At 65.1% G+C, this 25,076-nt stretch carries 20 protein-coding genes and 4 pseudogenes; 10 read left to right on the top strand and 14 right to left on the bottom strand.

Annotation, left to right across the window (positions count from 1 at the left end; translation table 11 throughout):
* Nucleotides 1-285: 285 nt before the first annotated feature.
* Both DAD99_RS19815 and DAD99_RS19820 read left to right on the top strand, forming a co-directional pair.
* A pseudogene (locus DAD99_RS19815) lies at nt 286-516 on the top strand (hypothetical protein); the annotation flags it as partial.
* Between the two features lie 388 nt (nt 517-904).
* Nucleotides 905-1,363 (top strand): universal stress protein, encoded by a 459-nt coding sequence (locus tag DAD99_RS19820; protein WP_193342915.1) that lies wholly within the window; start codon nt 905-907, stop codon nt 1,361-1,363.
* 96 nt (nt 1,364-1,459) lie between these two features.
* Here the strand turns inward: DAD99_RS19820 and DAD99_RS22210 are convergent, their stop codons facing one another.
* Together DAD99_RS22210 and DAD99_RS22365 are read right to left on the bottom strand one after the other, a co-directional pair.
* On the bottom strand, nt 1,460-1,666 hold the full coding sequence (locus DAD99_RS22210) for a hypothetical protein (RefSeq protein ID WP_375372280.1): 207 nt from the start codon (nt 1,664-1,666) through the stop codon (nt 1,460-1,462).
* A gap of 11 nt (nt 1,667-1,677) precedes the next feature.
* Nucleotides 1,678-1,785 (bottom strand): annotated as a pseudogene (locus DAD99_RS22365) (hypothetical protein); the annotation flags it as partial.
* 683 nt (nt 1,786-2,468) lie between these two features.
* On the opposite strand from DAD99_RS22365, the gene DAD99_RS19830 reads away from it, so the two are divergent.
* A complete protein-coding gene (locus DAD99_RS19830) occupies nt 2,469-3,653 on the top strand; it encodes a sodium:proton antiporter (RefSeq protein ID WP_227008306.1) in 1,185 nt (394 codons plus the stop codon).
* A gap of 92 nt (nt 3,654-3,745) precedes the next feature.
* Here the strand turns inward: DAD99_RS19830 and DAD99_RS19835 are convergent, their stop codons facing one another.
* Both DAD99_RS19835 and DAD99_RS19840 read right to left on the bottom strand, forming a co-directional pair.
* On the bottom strand, nt 3,746-5,086 hold the full coding sequence (locus DAD99_RS19835; RefSeq protein ID WP_193342916.1) for an APC family permease: 1,341 nt from the start codon (nt 5,084-5,086) through the stop codon (nt 3,746-3,748).
* 568 nt (nt 5,087-5,654) lie between these two features.
* Nucleotides 5,655-6,054 (bottom strand): annotated as a pseudogene (locus DAD99_RS19840) (four-helix bundle copper-binding protein).
* A gap of 330 nt (nt 6,055-6,384) precedes the next feature.
* Here DAD99_RS19840 and DAD99_RS19845 point away from each other — a divergent pair.
* A pseudogene (locus DAD99_RS19845) lies at nt 6,385-7,022 on the top strand (Tn3 family transposase); the annotation flags it as partial.
* Between the two features lie 170 nt (nt 7,023-7,192).
* On the opposite strand, the gene polA reads toward DAD99_RS19845, so the two are convergent.
* Nucleotides 7,193-9,835 (bottom strand): DNA polymerase I, encoded by a 2,643-nt coding sequence (polA, locus tag DAD99_RS19850; RefSeq protein WP_375372282.1) that lies wholly within the window; start codon nt 9,833-9,835, stop codon nt 7,193-7,195.
* A 193-nt stretch (nt 9,836-10,028) separates the two neighbouring features.
* On the opposite strand from polA, the gene DAD99_RS19855 reads away from it, so the two are divergent.
* Entirely contained in the window at nt 10,029-10,502 is a 474-nt protein-coding gene (locus DAD99_RS19855; RefSeq protein ID WP_193342917.1) for a hotdog fold thioesterase, read from the top strand.
* A 19-nt stretch (nt 10,503-10,521) separates the two neighbouring features.
* On the opposite strand, the gene DAD99_RS19860 is transcribed toward DAD99_RS19855, so the two are convergent.
* The 6 genes from DAD99_RS19860 to DAD99_RS19885 form a co-directional block, all read right to left on the bottom strand.
* Entirely contained in the window at nt 10,522-11,079 is a 558-nt protein-coding gene (locus tag DAD99_RS19860) for a dihydrofolate reductase family protein (protein WP_193342918.1), read from the bottom strand.
* A gap of 39 nt (nt 11,080-11,118) precedes the next feature.
* The gene (locus tag DAD99_RS19865; RefSeq protein ID WP_193342919.1) at nt 11,119-11,340 is read right to left on the bottom strand and encodes a hypothetical protein; all 222 of its coding nucleotides are present in this window, start codon (nt 11,338-11,340) and stop codon (nt 11,119-11,121) included.
* Nucleotides 11,337-12,581 (bottom strand): inorganic phosphate transporter, encoded by a 1,245-nt coding sequence (locus tag DAD99_RS19870; RefSeq protein ID WP_193342920.1) that lies wholly within the window; start codon nt 12,579-12,581, stop codon nt 11,337-11,339. The genes DAD99_RS19865 and DAD99_RS19870 overlap by 4 nt, the downstream gene beginning before the upstream one ends.
* 151 nt (nt 12,582-12,732) lie before the next feature.
* The gene (locus DAD99_RS19875) at nt 12,733-13,242 is read right to left on the bottom strand and encodes an HAD domain-containing protein (protein ID WP_193342921.1); all 510 of its coding nucleotides are present in this window, start codon (nt 13,240-13,242) and stop codon (nt 12,733-12,735) included.
* Between the two features lie 135 nt (nt 13,243-13,377).
* Entirely contained in the window at nt 13,378-14,628 is a 1,251-nt protein-coding gene (locus tag DAD99_RS19880; RefSeq protein WP_193342922.1) for an FAD-dependent oxidoreductase, read from the bottom strand.
* On the bottom strand, nt 14,621-15,916 hold the full coding sequence (locus tag DAD99_RS19885) for an aromatic acid/H+ symport family MFS transporter (RefSeq protein ID WP_193342923.1): 1,296 nt from the start codon (nt 15,914-15,916) through the stop codon (nt 14,621-14,623). Before DAD99_RS19885 ends, DAD99_RS19880 begins: the two co-directional genes overlap by 8 nt.
* Nucleotides 15,917-15,964: 48 nt before the next feature.
* On the opposite strand from DAD99_RS19885, the gene DAD99_RS19890 reads away from it, so the two are divergent.
* From DAD99_RS19890 to DAD99_RS19905, 4 genes are all read left to right on the top strand, one after another.
* Nucleotides 15,965-16,771: an IclR family transcriptional regulator gene (locus DAD99_RS19890; RefSeq protein WP_193342924.1), complete on the top strand. Its 807-nt coding sequence runs from the start codon at nt 15,965-15,967 to the stop codon at nt 16,769-16,771.
* A gap of 114 nt (nt 16,772-16,885) precedes the next feature.
* The gene (locus DAD99_RS19895; RefSeq protein ID WP_193342925.1) at nt 16,886-18,019 is read left to right on the top strand and encodes a cupin domain-containing protein; all 1,134 of its coding nucleotides are present in this window, start codon (nt 16,886-16,888) and stop codon (nt 18,017-18,019) included.
* On the top strand, nt 18,016-18,840 hold the full coding sequence (locus DAD99_RS19900; RefSeq protein ID WP_193342926.1) for a fumarylacetoacetate hydrolase family protein: 825 nt from the start codon (nt 18,016-18,018) through the stop codon (nt 18,838-18,840). The genes DAD99_RS19895 and DAD99_RS19900 overlap by 4 nt, the downstream gene beginning before the upstream one ends.
* Complete coding sequence (locus DAD99_RS19905) at nt 18,840-19,604, top strand: maleylpyruvate isomerase family mycothiol-dependent enzyme (protein ID WP_193342927.1); 765 nt, start codon at nt 18,840-18,842, stop codon at nt 19,602-19,604. The genes DAD99_RS19900 and DAD99_RS19905 overlap by 1 nt, the downstream gene beginning before the upstream one ends.
* Before the next feature lie 107 nt (nt 19,605-19,711).
* On the opposite strand, the gene DAD99_RS19910 is transcribed toward DAD99_RS19905, so the two are convergent.
* From DAD99_RS19910 to DAD99_RS19920, 3 genes are all read right to left on the bottom strand, one after another.
* Nucleotides 19,712-20,143: a VOC family protein gene (locus tag DAD99_RS19910; RefSeq protein ID WP_193342928.1), complete on the bottom strand. Its 432-nt coding sequence runs from the start codon at nt 20,141-20,143 to the stop codon at nt 19,712-19,714.
* A 110-nt stretch (nt 20,144-20,253) separates the two neighbouring features.
* Nucleotides 20,254-20,973 carry a response regulator gene (locus DAD99_RS19915; protein WP_193342929.1) on the bottom strand — a complete coding sequence of 240 codons (720 nt, stop codon included), beginning with the start codon at nt 20,971-20,973 and terminating at the stop codon, nt 20,254-20,256.
* Nucleotides 20,970-22,925, bottom strand: a complete 1,956-nt coding sequence (locus DAD99_RS19920; protein WP_193342930.1) for a DUF4118 domain-containing protein — start codon at nt 22,923-22,925, stop codon at nt 20,970-20,972. Before DAD99_RS19920 ends, DAD99_RS19915 begins: the two co-directional genes overlap by 4 nt.
* Before the next feature lie 177 nt (nt 22,926-23,102).
* Between DAD99_RS19920 and DAD99_RS19925 the strand changes: the two genes are divergently transcribed.
* Nucleotides 23,103-25,076, top strand: a complete 1,974-nt coding sequence (locus DAD99_RS19925) for an amino acid transporter (RefSeq protein ID WP_193342931.1) — start codon at nt 23,103-23,105, stop codon at nt 25,074-25,076.

The following is a 25,076-nucleotide window of genomic DNA, read 5'->3' on the forward strand; positions in this document are numbered from 1 at the left end:
TGCCCGGCGGACACGGCTGCTGATCCCTGACAAAGCACCGGAAACCGAAACGATCACCACGCTCCTGGCCGCTATAACCGAGCTGAAAAACAGCCTCCGACAACAGGACCGGCTTCTGGCCTGAGAACCACTCGGCCAGCCCTTCAACCACCAGCACGACCCATCGGAGACGTGGAACCCGACGCCCAACCAGCGACACCAGGCCCTGCCAGCACACCCAAAACCAGAAAATCAGCCCGAACCAGAATCAAACCGGAACCCGACGGCCAACCCGAGCATCATGAAAAATCCGGGCTAGTGGACGACACAGCCATCGTCTCCGCCCGCTCCCAGTTGTGGAGCGACTATCGGATCCCCGCCGAGTACGGTGCAGCGGCGGCATTCGCTGCGGTCACCTCCGGAGCCTACGTCCCCCGCGACGGCGAACGCATAGCGGTGATCGTCTGCGGAGCGAACACCGACGCCTCCACGCTGGAAAGCCCTCCGGAAGGAGTCACCAACAAAGAACCGCGATGACCAAGCTGCCCCAATGGGTGACCGTGAATGGCCTGAGACGGCGCAGGGCTAGGGAGGAGAGCAGCGGCATCGCTGAACCCCGTGGCGCTGCCGGCCGGGCAGCTTTTCAGGGCCGAGTGTCAACGCCGAGTGAAAATTGACACCTCCGACTGCCATCGCCACCGCATCACGCAGGCGGAGCATACCCCGTCCCTTGTCGCGGTGCTCGGCGGTCCTGGGATGGAACGCCGCCTTCGGCATCGGAGGTCCGGAATTCATATCATGCACCCAATCTCTCCGGCAGTGTCGAGCGGCTGTAGTGCCTGCGCCGACCGTCGCACTTCCGATTCTGAACGGTGCGGGCACGTTGGGGCTAGGATGCACTTTGTGGCTAGGGAAAGGAAGACAAATGAGCAGTGACAGCGCGTTCACGATTGTGGTGGGGTTTGACGGTTCCGAACATTCTCAGACAGCGCTGAGCTGGGCGGTGGACGAGGCCCGGCAGCGCGACGGTCAGCTCCGCCTGGTCACGGCATGGAACAGGGCGCCGATGGCCTGGTATCCGGCTGTGCTGGAAACGGCGGCGGGTGGAATCGCCGATGAAGAGTCCCCGGAGCAGATCGCAGGGACGCTTCAGGCTGAGGCGCTGAAGTCTGCTGCAGATGAGGGGGTGACCGCCACCGGGCAGGTCGTTAACAGTGATTCACCGGCATCGGCAATACTCGACGCGGCCCAGGACGCGGATCTTGTGGTCGTTGGCTCCCGAGGGCATGGGGGATTTCCCGGGTTGCACCTGGGCTCGGTCAGCACCCAGGTCATCGACCACGCGCCATGTCCTGTCCTGGTCGTCCGGCCCAAGACCTCCTAAGGAAAGAACACGGGGCGGTCTTCCGGTGTACGAATAGACCGGTAGCCGGACGCCTTGTCCGAGGCTCCTCGAACGATAGGCGCCATGTTGCGGGCATCATCGGCTGGGTCGCCGATGGGCCGGAGCCCGTCCGGCCGGCCAATAGCCAGAACATTCACGCCCGGCAATCGTACGCCAGGGAAACACCGCCTCGGCCAGCCCGAGCTGGGCCGCCCGCTCACGCGCCTGGGGCAGGATCGAGTGCCGCCACCCCAGTGCGTCGCGCGCAGCCTGGGGTGCGGTGTAGGTGAGCGCCTGCAGCACGTGTACGCCTCTGTGTCCCAGAACGCGTGCCCATAATAGCTGGGGCCGGTCAAGCCCTTGGCCGGAATCGCCAGCCCCTCCCACCCGCTCTGCCCCGCTGCCGTGAGGGCGACGGTGATATGGTCAGCGACTGCCGGTTGCGAGCGGACCTCCGACCAGCCCTAAGCGACGAACGTGACGAGCCTCGGCCGCTGCCCAGGCTGCAGGGTCGCGGTGAGGGTCACCCGCGCCAGGTCCGGAGGCTGCCAGTGGGTGGGTTGTGGGGTAGGCGTGCGTTTGGTGTGGTGGCGTCCGCGGCAGCTGGCGCTTTTGAGAGCGATGACGTCTGGCGTGGTGGATGAGTCTGTCGATTGTTGCCGAAGCGATGACGTCATCTCCGAGGGGTTCTTCCCAGCGTGCACACTCCTAATTTGAAGCGACCTGCCAACGGGAAGCATCACCCGCGACGGTCGTTAGCGGCGCTTGAGGCACCCTTTCCGCACAACCCAGTGATCTCAGCGAACACGACCCCTGCCCGGCTGGCATGGCGCAGGAAGTCCGCCCACCGGCCCCGTGCCTGTCAGGCCCGGGAAACAAAACAACAGTCGGACGCTGCCGGCTGCGTGAACGTCTGACGCCCCGACCGGGCTTGGAAAAGGGCCTGCTGGTCTTTTGAACGGCGCCACGGCCAGAAGACGCCATGACGGTTCGCCCAGTCTTCCCGTTAGGCTGGCCGGAAGCCGGTCTGAGAATCGGAACGTTCAGTGCTCTGGCCGCGTCCGGTGGTGTTCGGCCGCCACCCGAGGGCGGCTTGTAGGAGGTGATGATGTCGGCATCGCTTGTCCTGGTCTTTGCCGTGCTCCTGATGATCGCTGTGCTGGTCTCCGAGCGCGCGCACCGGACGGTGCTGTCCACGGCTGTCCTTTTCCTGCTCGGTGGTTTTGTCCTGGGCGACGGCGTGCTGGGCGTTCTTCACATTGGACCCGGCGACCCTATCGTGGGTGGCCTGGCAGAGCTCGCACTGTTTTCAGTCCTTTTCACCGACGGCATGAGGGCGGGGGTCTCCGACCTTCGGCGTGCGTGGCGGCTGCCCGGCAGGGCGCTGCTGCTCGGTCTGCCCATTACTCTGGTGCTCACGGCCCTCCTGGCCCATTTCGTGGCCGGGCTTCCCTGGCTGGAGTCCTTCCTCATAGGTGCCGTCCTCGCCCCTACCGATCCCGTTTTTGCCGCTGCGATCGTGGGACGTGAAGAAGTTCCAGCCCGGCTCCGTCACCTGCTGAACGTCGAATCAGGCCTCAATGACGGCCTTGCCCTTCCCATCGTCCTGGTGCTCCTGGCATTCACCGGGGGCACGGACGCTCACGGGTGGCAACTGGCTGAGGAACTCGGCCTGGGCATCGTTGTCGGAATCGTGGTCCCTTATGGTGTCCTGCTGCTGGAGCGGCTTCCCTTCCTGCAGGCCGCCAGGTCGCTTCAGCCTCTGCTCGCGGTTTCCATCGGCCTGCTGGTGCTGGCCATCTGCTATGCCACCCATGCCAACCTCTTCCTCGCGGCCTTCACCGCCGGTGTCACTGTCGCTACTGCGGGCAGGGGGCTCCGGCACGAATTTGAACAGTTCGGAGAACTGATCACGGAATTGATCAAGCTCGCCGCGATCATGGTCTTCGGCGCCCTGATCACGCCGGCGTTCCTGTTCGGGGAGATCCCGCTGGCCGGATGGATCTTCGCCGTCCTGGCCATTGTTGCTGCCCGCCCAGCAGCTCTTTTTGTCTCCTTCCTCGGGTCCGCTCTGGGCAGGAGAGAACAGCTGGCGGCCATGTGGTTCGGGCCCAAAGGTTTCGCTTCTGTCGTATACGGCCTCATTGTCCTCGAATCCGGTATTGGCCTGGCCGACCAGGTCTTCCACCTGATCGCCCTGGTCATCGTCCTGTCGATCCTTGCCCATTCCAGCACCGATGTCCTGATTGCCCGCCAATTCGACGAACAGCGCGCGCCCACCAAACAATGACTTGATCCGTGAGCCACAGTCACGGACCGATCACACCCGGACCCGCACGGTGGACGTGGCGTATGAGCAGCAGGAGGACGCGGGGGTAAGCGTCAGTGGGGGTGGTCCTGGGGCGAGGCTTCCTGTGAGGGTGCGCCGTCCCGACGCCGGTGGCGCACCACGATCCACTGGGCAAGAGTGATCACTGCGGCCACGACAACGGTGATCACGATGGTGAGCGGATCCGACTGGGCCTTGATGAGCACGAACGGCACGAGAACGGCGGTGTCGAGCACGATGGCCGTCCATGGGATCCAGACCTTGGCCTCGATGTCCCTTCTGAGGTGGCGGATTACACCGACGTGGATGGCGATGTCCATGGCGAGGTACAGAATCGCTCCGAGAGAGGCAATCTGGGACAGGTCGAAGAACGCGGCCATCACCATGGCCAGTCCCGCGGTGATGTACAGCGACTGGTGACCCTCCTGCCCGGGCAGCCCGGGGGCCTGCCCCATGTCTCGAAGCATGTCATAGAGCTTCGAGACCGAGAACAGACTGGCCACCAGTCCGGAGAGCGTGGCGACCACGGCGATCGCCACAGTCAGCGTCACGCCCCAGGAGCCGAAGGTCGGCAAAGCGGCCTCGGCCAGGGCATAGTCCCGGGCCCCGAGGATCTGCTCGACCGTGAGGCTGCCGGTGACCGCTACGGTGATCAGCAGGTAGAGCGCGGTGCACAGGCCGATGGCAATCATGATGGACCGGCCGATGTTGCGCTCAGGATTGCGCAGGTCAGCGCCCTGGTTGGTGATCGTTGTAAAGCCCTTGTACGCCAGGATGCACAGCGTGACCCCGGCCAGGAAGCCCAGCCACCCCTGATCCGGTGGCGTGCGGTCCGCCACGGTAAACAGCCGGCCCAGGGACGACACGCCGGCCGCGAGGATACCCGCGATGGCCAGCACGGCGATACCGATAATCTTGATCGCCGCCGTTACCGTGGCCGATCCCTCAACCCACCGGTTGCCCACCAGGTTCACCAAGGCAGCGACCGCGATCGCGGCCACCGCCAGGACCGGCACCCACAGGACCGAGCCCTGCAAACCAAAGGGCCGCAGCAGATAGGTGGCGAAGGTGCGGCCCAGCAAAGACTCAGCCAGGATCATGGACACATACATGAACAGCGAAAAAGACCCAGCGACCACTCCTGGCCCGTAGGCGGCCTTAAGCAGCATCGCAATCCCGCCCGAGGACGGGTTCGCTGCAGAATACCGGATGTACGAATAAGAGCTGAAAGCCACGACCACGGCCCCGGCGAAGAACGCCCAAGGCACCCAGCCCCCGGCCAGCTCGGCGACCTGCCCCACAAGAGCGAAAATCCCCGCGCCGATCATCACCCCCGTCCCAAGGGCCACGGATCCGGTCAGAGACAGCTTCTGTGGCGTGGAGCCCTTACCCATGAGAGGTTCCTTTCGCAGTCGTTGCGCAGTACCACTGTAACCGCCTATCTCAGGCGCCGTCCGCCGTCACCAAGGCTAGGTAGAGTGTCACCGATGGTATGCCGCGGGCTGCTCACCGGCCTTGTAGTGCGGTCAGCAGCCCGCAATGCAGAGTTTAAAGGGTGTTCAACAGCCGCTGCATTTCCTTAATCTCGGTTTCCTGGGCGTTCACGATGTCTTTAGTGTCCCCGGCTGGGATCCTGCCGGGTGATTTGCGGAGCCTTTAACGGCGGCCCGCTGGGCCAGGGTGGATGAGTCAACGCGATTCGGCAGCACGCGGAGCTAACCCGAGACTGGGCTATGAGCAGACGGGCCTCAACTGTCGACGCTCGAAACTAGACCACCGATACGCTCCCAGCCGAACACATCGTCATGCGGTAACCAACCCGCGAATATCAGCCTGACACTGCAGTCGAGAAAAAGACTCGCCAACACCGAAACCACAACCGGCCGGCACATAATGAGCGGCCCCTGGAACCAAAAAGCCAGGAGCCGCTCACCTCTGCCTCTTGACAACGGGGCCTACATATCAGCCCAACGCTGACAGGAGTTCCGTGCAGGCCGCCTCGCAGCAGCGGCACGCCTCTGCGCAGATCCTGCAATGCTCATGCATGCCGGCGTGCTGTTCGCATTCGCCGGCGCAGGCCTTGCACGCGGCCGCGCAGGCTGCCAGGACTGTCCGGGTCATACCCGGTGCGCCGGGACAGGATCTTGCCGGTCGCGGCGCAAATGTCAGCGCAGTCCAGGTTGGTCCGGATGCACTTGGTCAGTTCAGCGGCCATGTCCTCGCCGAGACAGGCATCCGCGCACGCCGTACAGGTCTGGGCGCATTCAAAGCACGCCCCGATGCACTCGGCAAGCTTCTCCAGGTCCACTCCTGGCAGATCCTTCGGGTAGGCCTCGAGCATGGACTTCACATGGTGGGTCATCAAATTTCTCCTCATCACAATTGGTGGCTGACCATCGTCAGCCACTGATACAAGATTGCTTTGTCAGCGCACCCCAGGCAGCGGGACCGCGGCGCCGCAGAAAGTCTCCACGCCAGCGGCCAGGGCCAGGGCCTCAGGCGAGGACAAAGAACGGCCGAAAGCGGTCACCGCAGGTGGACTATCCTCTTGATAACAGCAGGCTATCGGCGGGGCCTGCACAGCAGACGCCGTGACGACCAGGTCTGATGCGCCGTCCCGTCCGGGGCCCATCAGGGTGCTTCTGGAATGACTGGCGCTTGCCGGCCCCTGCTGGTGGGGCTGCAGACACAACGCAACATCGGCGACACCCGCCTCTACACCCCCACCAACGATCCAGGACTCCCGGCCCTGGCGCCGCTGATCGGCGGGACCATCAACACAAGAACAATTGCTCTGCATTGGGATGAAATCCTCCGCCTCGCGGCGTCCATCAAAACCGGCACCGTGACCGTGTCCCTGATGATGCGCAAACTCGGCGCCTACCGCCGCCAAAACGGGCTCGCCCTCGCACTACGGGAACTGGGCAGAATGGAGCGGACCCTCTTCCTGCTCGACTGGCTCCAAGACCCCGGCCTGCGCCGCAAAGTCACCGCCGGCCTGAACAAGGGCGAAGCCCGGACACCCTCGCCCGCGCCGTCTTCTTCAACCGGCTCGGCGAAATCCGCGACCGCTCCTTCGAACGGCAGCGCTACCGCGCCAGCGGACTGAACCTTCTCACCGCCGCCATCGTCCTCTGGAACACCGTCTACCTCGACCGCACCATCACCACCCTGACCGGCAACGGCGGCCACGTCGATCCTGACCTCCTGCGGTTCCTCTCACCCCTGGGCTGGGAACACATCAACCTCACCGGCGACTACACCTGGCCCCGCGCCAACCACATCAAACCCGGCAAATACAGGCCACTACGACGCCCGAAAAAACCTTAGCGTCGGATATTTCACTTTTTCACAAGCCTGTGAGTCTTGGCGGGACGGTGACCACTTCGAAGTCCCGGGCCCGGGGCGCTTACAGATCCTTGAACTGTTTCTTGACGTCGTACTTGTCCATCGTGCCCCGTCCAGTTCGTTTCCAGCCGTCCCGTCCCAGCAGCCCGTTCCTAGTGGCCGGCGTCGTACCAGCTGGGGCCCACGCCGATCTGGACATCCAGCGGGACGGTGAGGTCCGCGGCAGAGCCCATCTGCTCTGTGACGAGCTTCTCCACCGCTTCCCGCTCACCGGCGGCGACTTCCAGCACCAGTTCGTCGTGGACCTGCAGCAGCATGCGCGACTTCAGTCCCTGGGCCGCCAGCTCAGCGTGCACGCCCAGCATGGCGCGCTTGATGATGTCCGCGGCCGATCCCTGGATGGGTGAGTTCAGGGCGATGCGCTCCGCGTTTTCGCGCAGCTGCCGGTCCGTGCTGGTGAGGTCCGGCAGGTAACGGCGACGACCCTCGATGGTGGCCGTGTATCCGTCCACCCGGGCCTGGTCCACCACGCCGCGAAGGTAGTCGCGGACGGCGCCGAACCGGTCGAAGTAGTCCTTCATCAGGGTGCGGGCCTCGTCCACGGAAATTTCCAACTGCTTGGACAGGCCGAACGAGGTCAGGCCATAGGCGAGTCCGTACGACATGGCCTTGACCTTGGAACGCATGGCGCTGGTGACTTCCTCCGTCGGCACGTGGAAGATGTTCGAGCCCACAAACCGGTGGAGGTCTTCGCCGTCCTGGTAAGCCTGGATCAGGCCTGCATCTCCCGAAAGGTGCGCCATGATCCGCATTTCGATCTGCGAGTAGTCCGCGGACAGCAGGCATTCGTAGCCGTCACTGACGACAAAGATGCCACGGACGCGCCGGCCTTCCTCGCTGCGGATGGGGATGTTCTGCAGGTTCGGGTTGTTCGAGGAGATGCGGCCAGTCGCTGCCACATTCTGCGCATAGGTGGTGTGGATCCGGCCGTCTTCGGTCACGGACTTCTTGAGTGACTCCAGCATCTGGCGCAGCTTCGAGGACTCCCGGTGCGCCATCAGCTGGACCAGGAATTCATGCCCGGTCTTTTCAAGGAGGTTCTTCAACGACGCGGCATCGGTGGTGTAGCCGGACTTGATCTTCTTGGTTTTCGGCAGCTCGAGTTCGTCAAAGAGTACGGTCTGCAGCTGCTTTGGCGATCCGAGATTAACCTCGTGGCCGATCGCGGCGAAGGCAAGTTCCTGCGCGTTGTCGATCACCTTGGCCAGATCGGCGATCTGCTCGTCCATGCGCGGCAGGTCGATGGCGATGCCTGCGGTTTCCATGTCGGCCAGCACGCGGCTGACGGGCAGCTCGAGGGTGGTCAGCAGGTCCCCGGCCTTGCGTTCGGTGAGTTCTGATTCGAAGTGCCGGCTCAAGGCCTGGACCACGGCCGCCACCTGGACCAGGGCACCGGCAGCGGCGGCATCGTCGCCGTCGAACGCCAGCTCCAGCTGGCCCGCCTTGGAGGTCTCCGACGGCACACTGACGTTGAGGTGGTGCTGGGCCAGCTCCGCGAGTTCATAGGTGCGGCGGTCCGGCTGGATGAGGTAGCCGGAGATTGAGGTGTCATCCACCACTCCCTCCAGGCCCAGGCCACGGGTGGACAGGGCCTTCAGCGCGGCCTTGTAGCCGTGCATGACCTTCGGGGAGTTTTCATCGCGCAGCCAGTCCGCGAGGACATTTTCGGCGGCGGCGTCCTGGCTGGCGAGGTCGATGTAGACGGCGGCGTCGTCACGGACGATGGCCAGTGCGGAGGCGTCCTCACCGATTCTCCCTGGCACCAGGTCGACGGCGACTGCCGATGACTTGCCAGCGCCGGCCGCCAGGAAAGCGCCCAGCTCGGCTGCCCCGGCCGGAGTCACGAAGTCCGGAGTGGCGATGCTTTCGCGCTCCGCGGATTCCACTTGCTCGCTGCCGTACAGGGCAAAGAGGCGGTTACGGATGGTCTTGAATTCGAGCTCGTCGAACAGCGTCTCCAGGGCGGCCTCGTCCGGGCGCGGTTCGGCGAGGTCGTCCAGCGTGAGCGGGAGGTCGAGGTCGGTGTGGAGCCTGTTCAGCCGCCGGTTACGCCTGACGTCCTCGACATTGGCGCGCAGGGAGTCCCCTACTTTTCCACCGATGGCGTCCAGGTGCTCAAGGACGCCCTCGAGACCGCCGTAAAGGTTGATCCACTTTGCCGCAGTCTTGGGGCCGACGCCCGGAACACCCGGGAGGTTGTCCGCGGTCTCCCCCACCAACGCGGCAAGGTCCGAATACTGGGCGGGCGTCACAAAATACTTCTCCTGGATGGCGGCCGCGTCCATCCGGGGGATGTCGCTGACGCCCTTCCTCGGGTAGAGCACAAAAACGTTGTCCGTGATCAGCTGGAAGGCGTCGCGGTCGCCCGAGACGAGCAGGACTTCAAAGCCTGCCTTTTCCCCCATGGCCGCGAGGGTGGCCAGGATGTCATCCGCCTCATAGCCGGGCAGTTTGATGGTCTTGATGCCCCAGGCTTCCATAACCTTGTCGATAAGGTCGATCTGGCCGCTCATCTCACGGGGCGTTTCGTTGCGGCCACCCTTGTACTCGCTGTACTCCGCCTTGCGGTGCGTGGTGTCATCCGAGACGTCGAAGGCGACGCAAATGTGCGTGGGCTTCTGTTCCTTGATCAGGTTGATCAGCATGGAGGTGAAGCCGTGGATGGCGTTGGTGTGCTGTCCGTTGGCGGTGGAGAATTTATCCGCCGGCAGGGCGAAGAAGGCGCGGAACGCCATCGAGTGGCCGTCCAGCACCAGAAGCCGCGGCTGGCCGGTGATGGGAACCACGGGTGCCTCCGTAGCGGAAACCTGGCCTCCGACCGGCAGGACGCTGATGTCCTGTAAGGCATCAGCAGCGTCAAGCGCAGTAGTTTCGGTCGGGAAGGGGGCCGGTTTGGTAGTTTCACTCACAGGTGCCAGCCTAGTTCCCATGATGGACAATTTCACGCCCGAGCCCTTCACTGAGGAATTGGTCACAGCAGGCATACCGGCGGACCTCCACGACTGGCTCGGCCACATGGGCATCGGTGCCCTGGTCGTGAAGATGGGGATCCACTTCCTGGAGATGAGCCCGGAACGGACGGTGGCCAGCATGCCGGTGGAAGGAAACACCCAGGTGGCGGGCATCCTGCACGGCGGCGCCCATGTGGTGCTGGCCGAGACCCTGGGGTCCTTCGCTGCCGGGATGCACGCCGGCGCCGGCCGCCACGCCCTGGGCATCGAAGTGAGCGCCACGCACCACCGTGCGATCGCCGCGGGCACCGTGACAGGGACCTGCACCGCGATCCACCTGGGCCGGACCCTGACAACGCACGAAATCGTCATGACCGACGAAAAAGGCCGCCGCCTCTCCACCGCCCGCATCACCAACATGCTGCGGGACAACGACTCGGGGGAGGCCTGACAGCCTCAGGCGGAGTTGGCTAACGGGGCCGTTCCGGGGCCGTGAGGGTGTAGCGCAACTCCACGATTCCCCGCCCCAAGGTGCGGGACGCCGTCAACTCAAGTGGCGTCGTCGGGCCTTCCAGCGGGAGCAGCCGCTTGCCCTCGCCCAGCACCACGGGGATGACCGACAGGATGAGTTCATCCAGCAGCCCGGCGTCGGCGAATTGTGCAGCGAGGTTGCCGCCACCGACCACCCAGACGTTCATGCCGCCGGCGTGGTCCTTGAAGTCCTGGATGAACTCCTCGACGGGACCGCGGACGAAGGTGATGTCGATGCCGGCCGGGGCAACGTGCTCGTGCCGGGTAAACACGTAACAGGGTGTGGAAGGGTACGGCCAGTTGCCGGGTTCGTGCTCCATCAGCCAGGCGTACGTCTCGCCGCCCATCACGATGCAGCCAACGCCGGCCATGAAGGTTTCGTAACTTTCCTTGCCGCCCTCGAAGCCGTCGAATTCGAGAAGCCAGGCGAGGTCATCCTTGTTGGTGGCGATGAACCCGTCGATGGAGGCCGCGACAAAATACTGGATCCTGGACATGGAACCAGAGTAGCGCTGCGGTGTGGACGGGCTAAAGGACTACTTGCTGAAGTAAGGAATGATCAGATACAGCCCGAACAGCACAGCTACGCCGCAGAGGCCAAAGCAGGTGTAGGCGAAGTAGCGTTTGGCGCGGGGTGAGGCCTGCTGGGCGTCGCCGGCGATGGCCGTCAGCCGCACGCCCAGCGAATACAGGACCACAACCGTTACTGCGGACACCAGGGTGGTGCCGGCCACGGTCAAGAGTTCCAACCACTTCATAGCTGAGCGTCCTTCTGCTGGTCCGCCTTGGCGGCATCCTTGTGCTGGCTCGCCTTGGCGCGGGCCCGGACGAGGGCATTCTTCTTGGCGAAGCGGACGGTCTGGCCCGCTTCTTCGACTTCAACGGCATTGTGGTGGCCCACCGACGACTTGCGGGAATAGAAGAACATAAACAGCACCGCGGCGGTGCCGGCAACGGCGGCAATCACCACACCCACCACACCCGTCTTCACGAGCAGCGCGGTCAACGCGCCCACAATGCCGGCGGCGGGAAGCGTGAACAGCCAGCCCAGTGCGATCTTGCCCACCATGTTCCAGCGCACAGTGGTGCCCTTACGGCCCATGCCGGACCCGATCACCGAGCCGGACGCCACCTGCGTCGTGGAGAGGGCGAAACCCAAGTGAGAGGACGCAAGGATGGCCGAGGCGGTGCTGGTCTCGGCCGCGAAGCCCTGGGCGGGCTTGACCTCGGTGAGCCCGGAGCCCATGGTCCGGATGATGCGCCAGCCACCGGCGTATGTACCGACGGCGATGGCCACCGCGCACGCCGTGATGACCCAGAACTGCGGGCCCGAGCCCGGGGCCTGGGTGCCGGCGGAAATCAGCACCAGGGTGATGATGCCCATGGTCTTCTGGGCGTCGTTCGTTCCGTGCGCCAGTGCCACAAGGCTGGATGTGAAAATCTGGCCGGTGCGGAACCCGCCGCGTTTCTGCGTCAGCTTGCTGCCTGTGTCAGGATCGTGCCGGGATGTCAGCGCATAAGCGAGCCGGGTGCAGAGGTACGCCACAAGGCCGGCAATAAGCGGGGCGAAGATGGCGGGCAGGATGACCTTCTGGAGCAGGGTTTCCAGGTTCACGGAATTGAAACCGATGCCGGCGATTGCTGCGCCGATCAGCCCGCCGAAGAGGGCATGGGATGAACTGGACGGCAGCCCTTTGAGCCAGGTGATCATGTTCCAGAGGATGGCGCCCATCAGCCCGGCGAAGATGATGTCCGGAGTGATCTGGACACCATCGGAGCCTTCCCGGATGATGCCGCCGGAGACTGTTTTGGCCACTTCCGTTGAGAGGAAGGCACCGACCAGGTTCAGGATTGCGGCGAGCGTCACAGCGGTCTTCGGTTTGATGGCACCGGTGGCGATAGGGGTAGCCATCGCATTTGCGGTGTCATGGAAACCGTTAGTGAAGTCGAAAAATAGTGCCAGTCCGATGACCAGCGCCACCATGAAGGTGATATCCACCTGTTGCCCAATCTGCAGAGACGACGTTCAGCAGTTCCGTTACCCCCGCCTTCCCTGCAGCATAATTCACCTGCAGTTCACGTGGAATGACCTGCGGTGTTAACAGAACCGGCTTGAAACCTTATCGATCGTACGCGTCCATGGCATTAGGTCAAAACAGCTGCCTGGTGGCAAACGCCCTGACGGCGGCCAGTTCGGCGGGAGAAATTCCCCGCCGGGGATCGGGCGACACCGTGAGGATGCGCTCGCCCAGGAACCCGGCCCAGGCAAGTGCTTCCTGTTCATACCGGAGCTGGTCGTCAATCCACACGACGCCGTCAGGGGTGTTGGCCGCCAGGTCCTCCTGGAGGGCGGCGAGCTTCCACCAGCCCTCCCCCGTTCCGCCGCCCTCCGCCGTCAGGCAGGGCCAGCGGCCGCCGGCCAGGCCGATAGCCGGGCACAGGTACTCCGCGGCCATGTCCTCCCAGCTGGTGAGCCACACAAAGCGGACTCCCGGCGCACGGGAAAGTTGGTTCAGCCCGTCAACCAGCTGGCCAGCATAAGCCACTTCGAGAACCCCGGCGTTCGCGAGGCGCCAGCCGGAACCCCACGGCGTCCAACCCGTTGCTCCGAACGGGCACACCACGCCGTCGACGTCCAGATACAGGGTGACGTTCCGCATAGCGCTCTCCGTTACGCCGGCAGACCGGGACTGGTCGGTATGCAAATGAGGGGCTGCACGCATCAATGGTTGCATTGCGTGCAGCCCCTTCTCAAGGACTTCTGACCCGTGTAGCAGGCTCAGCCAGTCAGGGACTCAGACAGGGAGCGCTTCCGGCTGGGCTGCTGCCCGGAGTTCCGGGGTTCCGGGCTGATCCTGGCCGTAAAGCCAGTCGTTGTACTGGAAGTCCCCGTCCTTTCGGCTTTTGAACAAAAGGTTCCGGAGCGTGCGCGCCAGTCCTGAGACGTGCCAGGATTCACCCCAGACGCGGGCGGTGCGCTGGACGCGGGCGGTACGGCCTGCGCGGACGCTGGTGAATTCCTTGATCGCATCGTCCCAGGCTTCGGGGTTGATGCCTTCTGCCGTGAAGACGGTGCCGTTGCTGACGTCCTGCAGCACGGCCGCATCTTCAAGGGCCTGACAGGCGCCCTGAGCCAGGTACTGAAGCATGGGGTGTGCGGCGTCGCCCATCAGCACCATACGGCCGGCAACCCAGTTCTCGACAGGGTCGCGGTCATACATGGGCCAGCGGATTCCCGTCGCCAGGTTCTTCAGCGCTTCCTGAACGGCCGGGACGCAGTTCCTGTAGGCGTCCTCGAGCTCATCGACGCCGCCGTATTGTTCTTCGCCGCGTTCGAAGGAGGGCGATTTGAAGACGGCTACGGTGTTCAACAGCTCACCCTTGCGCAGTGGGTACTGCACGAGGTGGCAGTCCGGTCCGAGGTAAACAATGACGTCTTCAAGGTCGGCCCTGGGCGTGTTTTCGGTGATCGGCACGGTGCCCCGGTATGCGACATAGGCCGAGGAAACCGGCTCGTCGTTGGCCACGAGCGGACGGAGACTGGACTTCAGTCCGTCGGCACCGATGATGACATCGGCGTGGTACTCGACGCCCGTGGCAGTGTGGGCCACGCCCCGGCCGTTGACGGTTTCAACGCTTTCAACCATGACATCGTTGACGAGCTTGACGCCAGCGGCCTCACAGCCCTCGAGCAGAACGCGGTGCAGGTCGCTGCGGTGGATGACGACGTACGGTGCGCCGTAGCGCTCCGCGAATTCCCCGCCGAGCGTCTGGCGCGTGAGTTCCTCGCCGGTGATGGCGTCGCGGAAGACCAGGTGCTTGGGTTGGACACCGATTTCCAGGGCCTTTTCCAGGAGGCCCCAGCGCTGGAGGACGCGGGAAGCGTTCGGGGCCATCTGCAGGCCTGCGCCCACTTCGCCGAATTCCGGAGCCCGTTCCACCAGGGTGACGTCCGCGCCGTTCTCACGCAGCGCCAGGGCGCCGGCGAGGCCTGCCATTCCGCCACCAATAACGAGGACTTCAGTGGACGTTTTCAGGTCAGACATTTCTGGCTCCTTCTGGGATGGGGGTAGAGGTAGAAGATTTGATCTTGACGGCGATGGCTCCGAGGAGCACGGCAGCGACCGCGGCGGCGCCGGCGAAGGCCAGGAAGTTGGAGTTGACGCCGAGTCCGGCGGCCAGCAGCAGCCCGCCGACCTGCGGGGCCGCAACGGCACCGATCCGGCCAACGCCGAGGACCCATCCCAAAGCCGTCCCGCGCAGATGCGCCGGATAGTGGCTGGCGACGGCGGCAATGATGAGGCACTGGGTGCCGTGGGTCCCCACACCGGCCAGGACCAACATGATGTAGACGACGGTGACCGCTGGGCCGGTCACCAGCACCAGCAGTGCGGCGGCAGCCACGGCCGCAGCGGCGATCGCCGTGGGGATCGGGCCGAACCGGGTTCCCGCCCACGCGGTGATGACCGACCCCGCTACGGCTCCCATGTTCAGGGCGAGGGCAAACGTGAGTGCAGAGCCGAGGTTGTAGCCAGCCAGCTGCATCAGGTTGGGCAGCCAGGTACCCAAGCCATACCAGGCGAAGAGGGTCACGAGGGTGGCGATGGCGTACAGCACGCTCATACCGAAGAACGGTGCCCGGAGCAGGGAGCCGAAGCCGCCCGGTTCCTTCTCCGCTGTCCCGGCCGCACCAGAGGGCAGCGTCTCCGGCAGGTAGCGGATACCCAGCGGAATCACAACCACCAATGCCAGCACGGCTATCAGGAACATCGTGGGCCAGCCGAAGGCCGGAATGAGCGGGATGCCGACCAGCGCCGCAATGGAGCCACCGATCGGCACCCCTGACATCATCAGGGTGGCAATGGTTGACCGCCACTTGGTAGGCACCAGCTCAGCTACCAAGGCATTCGCGGAAGGCACCAGGCCGCCCAGTCCAATGCCGGCAAGCAGCCTCAATCCCCCGAACACCGGGGCGTTCGGGGCGAAGGCGCACAGGATGGTGAACACCGAAAAGACGACAGCGCAGCCAATGATGGTTCGGCGGCGGCCCCACGCATCGGACATGCGGCCGGCGAAAATCGCACCGATCATCATGCCGATGAAGGCCATGGAGCCGATGGTGCCCGCCGTGGCCTTGGTCAGGCCCCAGCCCGTGTCGTTGATCAGGGATGCCTGGACAGTACCGTAGACAATCAGGTCATAGCCGTCGAAGACGACCAACAGCCAGCAGACCAGGACGGCAAGGACCGAACGCCTGGGATATCCGGAGAGTCCTGACCGCTCCGGTCCGGCGGCGGGGCCCGGCTGCGCTGCAGGGGAAAGTGTGTGATTCATGCCACTACTGTGGTGGTCACCCCGAATGAACACCAATACAATTCTGATATGCAGAATCTTCCCGTCCGCCGGGTGCCCACCTATCCCATCGAAGCCGTGGACAACGCGCTGCAGCTTCTTCAGCTGTTGCGGGATGTCGGTAGCCTGCGGCTCAAGGATGCGGCGCAGGAACTTGAAGTGGCCCCCTCCACCGCGCACCGACTGCTTGCGATGCTGGTTTACCGCGGTTTTGCGGTCCAGGATGAGACGCGCCGCTATGTTCCGGGACCGGCCATGGGGGCAGGTCCGGCCGGCGTGAGCTGGACGCGGCAGCTGCGGGAAATTTCGAGGCCGCATATGGAACTGCTGTGCTTCCGCACCAGCGAGACGGTAAATCTGATGATTCGCGTGGGCACAAAGGTCCGTTTTCTGGACACTGTGGAAGGGACCAACGCCCTGCGGGTAGGAGACCGCCAAGGTACGGTCATGCCCGCTAACAAGGCTTCAGGTGGCAAAGCGATGTTGGCCGAGCTGGAATCCGCCATGATCGAGCAGCTGTTCCGGAGCCACAACGCCGAGATCGGCGGAGACAGCATCCCGGACGTCGAGTATCCGGGGTTCCTCCGCGAGCTGGAAGCAGTCCGCAGCAACGGCTTTGCGGCAAATTTCGAGGGCACCGAAGAAGGAATCAGCGCCTTCGGGATGGCCATCCACAATGGGCGGGGCGCGGTGGTGGGGGCGCTCAGCGTTGCCACCCCGGTGGGAAGGTTCCGGAAACTCTTCGACGCCGGACTGGTCCAGGTAATGCTGGAAACGCGCCGCCAGCTGGAAATCGATATTGCAGCCAATCCAGCCGAATCGGGTCCGTCGAGCTGACACCCCTCCCGCCCTGATAATTCTGCCTGTCAGAAGATGCTGGGCGTCACAGGGCGCCCTCCCTAGTGTTGAACCACGCCCAAGCCTTATCCGTTACTCATCGAGGAGCCCATCGTGTCCGTCAGCGCAGAGAACATCACCCATGAGTCTGTTGCAGCCAGCCATGCGTTGCCGGAGCCGACGCCGAAGGAGGCTGCGGCGTTGGCGGAGTTGTACCGGGATTTCGGCAAGGAAAACCTGATTCCGTTGTGGACGGAAATCGGTGACCTGATGCCGATGGTGCCCACCCCGAAGGCGGTGCCGCATGTGTGGCGGTGGGATGATTTGTATCCGCTGGCCGCGCGTGCCGGTGACCTGGTGCCCGTGGGCCGTGGCGGGGAACGCCGCGCCATCGCCCTGGCGAACCCGGGCCTGGCCGGAACCCCGTACGCGACTCCGACGCTGTGGGCCGCGATCCAGTACCTGGGCGGGAGGGAAACCGCGCCGGAGCACCGGCATTCGCAGAACGCGTTCCGGTTCGTGGTCGAGGGCGAAGGCGTGTGGACCGTGGTGAACGGCGACCCCGTCCGTATGTCCCGCGGCGACTTCCTGCTGACGCCGGGTTGGAACTTCCACGGCCACCACAACGACACCGACGAGCCCATGGCCTGGATCGACGGGCTGGATATCCCGTTTGTGCATTACGCCGACGCCGGCTTCTTCGAGTTCGGCACCGAACGCGTCACCGACGAGGCCACCCCGGATATTTCCCGGTCCGAGCGGCTGTGGGCCCACCCCGGCCTTCGCCCGCTCTCCGGCCTGCAGGACACCGTCAACTCCCCCATCGCCGCCTACCGCTGGAAGTACACGGACGCCGCCCTGCGCGAACAGCTGCTCCTGGAGGACGAGGGCCACCCCGCCACCGTGTCCCAGGGACACGCCGCCGTCCGTTACACCAACCCGACCACCGGCGGGGACGTGATGCCCACCATCCGTGCCGAGTTCCACCGCCTCCGCCCCGGCGCCGCCACCGAGACGGTCCGCGAGGTCGGCTCCAGTGTCTGGCAGGTCTTCGAAGGCTCCGGGACCGTGGTCCTGAACGGCGAGACCCGGAACCTGGAAAAGGGCGACCTGTTCGTGGTCCCGTCCTGGACCCAATGGTCCCTGCAGGCGGACACCCAGTTTGACCTGTTCCGCTTCAGCGACGCCCCCATTTTTGAACGCCTGAACTTCACCCGCACCTACACCGAAGGACGCAAGAACGCATGAGACTCCTCACCCTCCGCACTTCTGAAGGCACGACGGCGGTCCGCCAGGACGGCGACACCCTCACCGAGATTCCCGGGTTCACCGACGTCGGAGCACTCCTGAAGGACCCCGCCTGGGAGTCCATCGCCAAGGCAGCCACCGGCACCACCCACCCGGCCAAGGGCGCCGACCTCGCCCCGGTCGTCCCCGTCCCGGGCAAGATCATCTGCGTGGGCCATAACTACCGCAACCACATCAAGGAAATGGGGAGGGACGTCCCCGAGTACCCCACCCTGTTCGCCAAGTACGCCGAATCCCTCATCGGACCCAACGATGACCTGGCCCTCCCGCAGGAATCCGACACCGTGGACTGGGAAGCCGAACTCGCCGTGATCATCGGCAAGACCGGCCGCCGCATCAGCGAAGCCGACGCCAAGGACCACATCGCCGGCTACGCCGTCCTCAACGACGTGTCCATGCGCGACTACCAGTTCCGCACCATCCAGTGGCTCCAAGGCAAGACCTGGGAAAAATCCACACCCTTTGGCCCCGCCCTGGTCACGCAGGACGAATTCAGCGCCGGACCGCTGATGACCAGCGCCGTGGACGGGGACATCCAGCAGAGCACCCCCACCGGCGACGTGGTGTTCACCCCCGAGTTCCTGGTCTCCTACATCTCCACCATCATCACCCTGAACCCGGGCGACGTCATCGCCACCGGTACTCCCGGCGGTGTGGGCCACGCCCAGGACCCCAAGCGCTACCTGCAGGAAGGCCAGCTCCTGGTCACCACGATCGAAGGCCTGGGCCAGCTGAAGAACCGCGTCATCAAGGAAGCCTGATGGGTGCCCGCACCGACCAAACCACCGACCCGGCGCTCCTGCAGTCCTTGCTGCAGGCGCGCCGGGGCACCGCGTTCTTCGCCCGCAAACTCAACGAGCTCACGGATACCGAACTCGACGGCGCCGCCCTCCTTCACGGCTGGACCCGCCGACACCTGGTGGCACACATCGGTTACAACGCCCGCGCCATCTCCCGGCTCATCGAATGGGCCGCGACAGGGATCGAAACACCCATGTACGCCTCCCCCGAGGCCCGGGACGACGAAATCAACTTCGGCGCGACCCTGTCCCCGATCGCGCTGCGGAACCTCTTTGACCACTCCGCAGTGCACCTGAACGTCGAATGGCGCGACCTCCCCGAACAGGCCTGGCACGAGCGGGTCAAAACCGCCCAAGGACGGACCGTCCCCGCCAGCGAAACCGTCTGGATGCGCACCCGCGAAGTCTGGACCCACGCCGTGGACCTGAACAACGGCGCCAGCTTTAGTGACATCCCGGCACCCGTCCTGACACGGCTCCTGCAAGACATCACCAGCGCCTGGAAAACCCGCGCCACCGACACCGGACTCCTCATCAGGGTAGACAGAACCGTCACCGGCACGGACCTCACCTACGGCGACACCACCGCCCAGAACCCGACCCTCGTCACCGGGACCCTGCCCGGCATCACCCAATGGGCCACCGGCCGCGGCACCCCCGGGGTCACCGCCACCCAGAATGGCGTCCCGCTGGAAAACGTGCCATCAGCCCCCCACTGGATCTGAACCGGCGATGTCTGAGTAGCCGTCACAGCACGAACAAACAGGAAACGGAACAGCGGCGGGCTAAACCGCCGCTGTTCCGTTCTTGTAGGTTTGGCTTGAAGCAGCACCTATGACGCGGGAGCCGCCTGCGGGTTGGTGACGTTGACCAACCAGGCAGTACCGAACCGGTCGGTGCACATGCCGAAGATGTCGCCCCAGGGCGCCGGTTCGAGCGGAACGGTGACAGTGCCGCCGTCGGCGGACAGCTTGTCCCAGTAGCCGCGCAGTTCAGCTTCGTCGTCGCCGCTGAGGGAAACCGAAATGGAGCTGCCGGTCGGGAGGTCCATGCCGTTGGGCGTGTCAGCCCCCATTAGAACCAGGCCGTTGCTGGCCGTCAGCATGCCGTGCATGATCTTGTCTGATTCCGCCGGATCTTCGCTGGCGTGGAACTCCCCGAAAGTGCTGAGGGCCAGGTCGCCGCCGAACACGGACTGATAGAAGGTCATCGCCTCCCGGGCGTTCTCGCGGAAGCCAAGGTAGGGGTTGAGCGTCATTGGCATGGCCGGTTCTCCTTGTGGTGCGGACGTGAAACGGTTTCGGAAACAGTCAACATCCTGCCGCACATACATCCGCGTTCATAGGGTTGTGGGACCCCGATTTCCTGTCGGGTTCAGGGCAAAAACCGGTACCCCACGCCGGGTTCGGTCAGCAGGTGGCGGGGCTTCGCGGGGTCGGCCTCCAGCTTCCGCCGCAACTGCGCCATGTACACGCGCAGGTAGTTGGCTTCCGTCTCGTAAGCCGGTCCCCAGACGTCCAGAAGGAGCTGCTGCTGGGTCACCAACCGCGAAGGGTTCCGGACCAGGAGTTCCAGGATGTTCCATTCGGTCGGCGTCAGCCGGACAACGTTCCCCTTCCTCGTGACCTGCCGCCGGGCCAAGTCCACGGTGAAGGAGGATGCGGCCACCGTGGGCACCGATACAGGTTCCGGAACGCGGCGGAGGAGCGCACGCAGGCGGGCCAACAGCTCGTCCAGTCCGAACGGCTTCGTGATGTAATCGTCCGCACCGGCGTCCAGGGCGTCGACCTTGTCCGACGAGCCGTGGCGTGCGGACAGCACCAGCACCGGCACGGTGCTCCACCGGCGGAGTTCCCGCAGGACTTCCGCTCCGTCCAGGTCCGGCAATCCCAGGTCCAGGATCAACACGTCCGGCGGACGGTGGGATGCGGCACGCAAGGCGGTGCCGCCGTCGGACGCTGTGTCCACGGCGTAGCCGTGGGCCTGGAGCGTGATCCGGAGCGCTTTCAGCAGGTGCGGATCGTCGTCGACCACGAGGACACCGATGCGGCGGCCGCCCTGCGTGCCGGAAGACCCCCTGTGTTCCGTGTTCATGTGGCCTCCGCGCCACGCGGCTGCCCCGCCGCGTGGCGCGCGCCCGGTGAGCCGGTCGACAGGGCCAGCCCGATCACCATGGTGAGTCCACCGCCGGGCGTCTCCTGTGCGGTCAGCGTGCCGCCCATGGCTTTGACGAAACCGTCAGCTACGGACAAGCCCAGACCCACCCCGGTAGTCTGGGGCCGGTCGTGGAGCCGTTGGAACGGCCGGAACATCTCCAGCACCTTCCCGGCGGGCACACCTGCGCCGTGATCGATGATCCGCAGTTCGCCGGACGGATCGCCGTCCAGGGTGGCGGCGCCCATGCCATCGGAAGCGCCGGTGATGGTGATCCCCGAACCCGGCGCGTATTTGGCGGCGTTTTCCACAATGTTCGCGATACTGCGCTCCAGCAGCACCGGATCGGCCTCGACTGTGGGCATGTTGGCCGGCAACTCCACCCGGACCGTACCGTCCGGGAGCCCGCGCAGGGCCGGGGCAACAACCTCGCTCCACCGTACGGGTCCGAGCAGCGGCCGGACGGAATCGGCGGTGATCCTTGACATGTCCAGGAGATTTCCCACCAGCTGGTCCAGCCGGTCCGTGCATTCGTCAATGGTTTCCAGCAGCTCCCTTTCCTCTGCCGGGGTGTAGGTGACGGTCCGCTGCAGCAGGCCGCCGGCGGCGAGTTTGATCCCGGCCAGCGGGGTCCGCAGGTCATGGGACACCGCACGCAGGATTGCCGTACGCATGGTGTTCCCTTCGGCCAGCCGCAGCACCTCGCGCCGGCTGACGGCCAGCTGGCGGCGTTCCAGCTGGGCTTTCACGTGGACCGCAAACGCGCCCACGAGCCTTCTTTCCGCCGCCGGCACCTTCCGGCCGAACAGCAGCAGCAGGGTGTCGTCGTCGACCGGTTCTGCAGTGCTGCCCGGCAGGCCGGTGACGCCACGCTCCCACCCGGTGGTGTCCCCCGTCCCTGCCACCAGTCGCCAGGCCCGGCCGTCCCCGCCGCGGACTCCGTAGGTCTCCACCGCCGGGCCGGAACCTTCCACCGCGCCGTTCCGGCAGCTGAACACGCCGGCACCGGCGGCCCCAAAAACGTCCAGGGCCTCCGCCAGGATCCCGTCCAGGGTGTCCTCCGAGCGGGAGGCGCCCAGCGCCAGGTCGCCCAGCGTAGCCGCCTCCGCCTGGGCGCGGGTAGCCTCCTTGGACCGGCGGGCAGACCGGTCCACGACGCCGGCGACAGCCACTGAGACCCCCACGAAAACGCCCAGGGAGAGGAAATCCTGCGGATCACTGATTGCCAGGTCCCCCAAGGGCGGCGTGGAAAAGTAGTTCACCAGCACGCTGCTCCACAGCGCGCCGACGACCGCCGGCCACAACCCGCCCATCAGCGCCACTGCAACGGCGCCCGCAAGCTGGATCAGGACGGCGGTGGCAACGCTGTGGTCGAAGGTTGCGAGCAGCAGCTGCAGCAGTACCGGCAGGGCTGCTGCGAGCGCAAAGCCAATACCAACTCTCGTCCGGCCCAGGTCAGGCCGCGGGCGCGGTGCGTTCTGTTGGGAGGGGACGCGGGGAACCACCTGGACATCTACGTCCCCCGCACCGCGGACCACCCGGGCTTCCACGGTGCCGCCGGCGAGCAACCCCGCCAGCGCAACGGCCAGCGGCCCGCGGCGGGACTGCCCCACGACAATATGGGTGGCGCCGGACTTGCGGGCGTAGTCCAGAAGGGCGCGGGCCGGGTCCGTCGCGGAGACAGTGTGGTACGTTCCGCCCAGGTCATTGACGAGCCGCCGTTGTGCCTCCAGCTCCTGAGGCGATTCGCCCCCGGCACCGCCGGCGGTGCGGACGTGGACGGCAACCAGCTCGCCGCCGTCGCTCCTTTCGAGAATCCTGGCGGCGCGGCGGATGAGCTGTTCTGTGTCGTCGCTGCCGGTGAGGCCAATGACTATCCGTTCCCATGCCATGCCGCAATTCTCCCACCGGGATCCGACCCACTTCTGCCGTCCGCTAGGGAGCGCTGTGCTGTCTGTCACAGCGGCATTAAGGATGCGTCAAGATCCACGGGAATCCTGCTCCGACGCACCTGGTGGTACTAGATTCGGCTGTGCCCGCGGTGCTGTGCCGCTGATTGAAAGGCTTGTATGACCACCATGAGCAGACCCCCCGCCGATCCTTCGGCCCTCCGTGCGACGCGGAAGGCGGCCCTTGGCAGCTGGCTGATGTTCGGCCTGGAGGACGCCAAGGGCACCCATCAGGGTCCGGGCGGTCTCACCGACCAGGAAAGGAAGCACCACTGGTGGCAAGTGATGTGCCTGACCGGCGTGGACTACTTCTCCACGCTCGGCTACCAGCCGGCCATCGCGGCCCTCGCGGCCGGCGCCATTTCTCCCCTGGCCACGCTGGTCCTGGTGGCCGTGACTCTGTTCGGCGCGCTGCCGGTCTACCGCCGGGTTGCCGGCGAGAGCCACCGCGGCGAAGGTTCCATTGCCATGTTGGAGCGGCTGCTCCCCAAGTGGCGGGGCAAACTCCTCGTGCTGGTACTACTGGGGTTCGCGGCGACGGACTTCATGATCACCATGACGCTGTCCGCCGCGGATGCCACGGCGCACCTGATCGAGAATCCTTTTGCCCCGGACCTCCTGCATGGCCAGGAGGTGGCCGTGACGCTGGTGCTGCTTGCCCTGCTCGCTGCGGTCTTCCTGCGCGGGTTCAAGGAGGCCATCGGCGTCGCCGTTGTACTGGTGGTCCTGTACCTGACGCTCAACGTGGTGGTCATCGCCAGGTCTCTGGTGGAGGCAGCCACCCATCCGGTCGCCGTCGGTGACTGGTGGCAGACTCTGAACACCTCGCACGGGAATCCGCTGATGGCGGTGGCGATCGCCCTGCTGGTCTTCCCCAAGCTGGCGCTGGGGCTGTCCGGCTTTGAAACGGGAGTCGCGGTGATGCCGCAGATCCGTGGCGGCGCGGGCGATACCGAGGAGGACCCCGCCGGGCGGATCCAGGGGACCCGCCGGATGCTGACCACCGCAGCCGTGGTCATGAGTTCCTTCCTGGTCACCAGCAGCTTCACTACGGTGGTCCTGATCCCCGAGCGTGAATTCCTGCCGGGCGGGGAGGCGAACGGACGGGCACTGGCGTTCCTGGCGCACGAGTACCTCGGGGCGGGCTTCGGAACCCTGTACGACGTGAGCACCATCGCCATCCTGTGGTTCGCCGGCGCGTCGGCGATGGCCGGCCTGCTGAACCTCGTCCCCCGCTACCTGCCGCGGTATGGCATGGCGCCGGCCTGGGCGAAGGCAGTCCGCCCGCTCGTTCTGGTCTTCACGCTGATCGGGTTCCTGATCACCTGGCTGTTTGAGGCCGACGTCGATGCCCAGGGCGGAGCGTACGCCACCGGCGTCCTGGTACTGATGACCTCTGCGGCCGTGGCCGTGACGCTCTCGGCGCGCCGGCTGCAGCAGCGTAAGCGCGCGGTCGGATTTGGCATCATCACGCTGCTTTTTCTCTACACCACGGTCACCAATATCTTTGAACGTCCCGAAGGAATCCGGATTGCCGGTTTCTTCATTTTGGGGATCATCAGCATCTCCCTGCTCTCCAGGGTGCTGCGCTCGTTCGAACTGCACGCCACGCACGTCCGTCTGGACACCCAAGCCCTGGAGTTCATGGCGGAGAACCTGGCCGGGCCCATCGGGATCATCGCCCATGAACCCCTGCGCCAGTCAGCGGACGCCTACCGGCAGAAACTGGCGTCCGCCACCGAAGCAAGCCACTTCCCCGCCGACTACCAGACGCTGTTCCTGGAAGTCATTGTGGATGATTCCTCCGACTTCGAGACGGCCCTGGAGGTCCGGGGCGTAGTGCGGCACGGGTTCGCCGTCCTGGAGGTGCACGGACCGGGCGTCCCCAACACCATCGCTTCGGTGCTCCTGCACATCCGTGATGTGACCGGGCTGATGCCGCACGTCTACTTCCGCTGGACCGAAGGAAATCCTGCCGTGAACCTCCTGCGTTTCCTGGTGCTGGGCGAAGGCGAGATCGCTCCAGTGACGCGCGAGATCCTGCGCGAAGCCGAACCGGATGTCACCAAGCGGCCGTGGGTGCACGTGGGATGA

Origin of the sequence: Pseudarthrobacter sp. AB1, assembly GCF_014926485.1 — a bacterium.
In the GTDB taxonomy this organism is placed as follows: domain Bacteria; phylum Actinomycetota; class Actinomycetes; order Actinomycetales; family Micrococcaceae; genus Arthrobacter.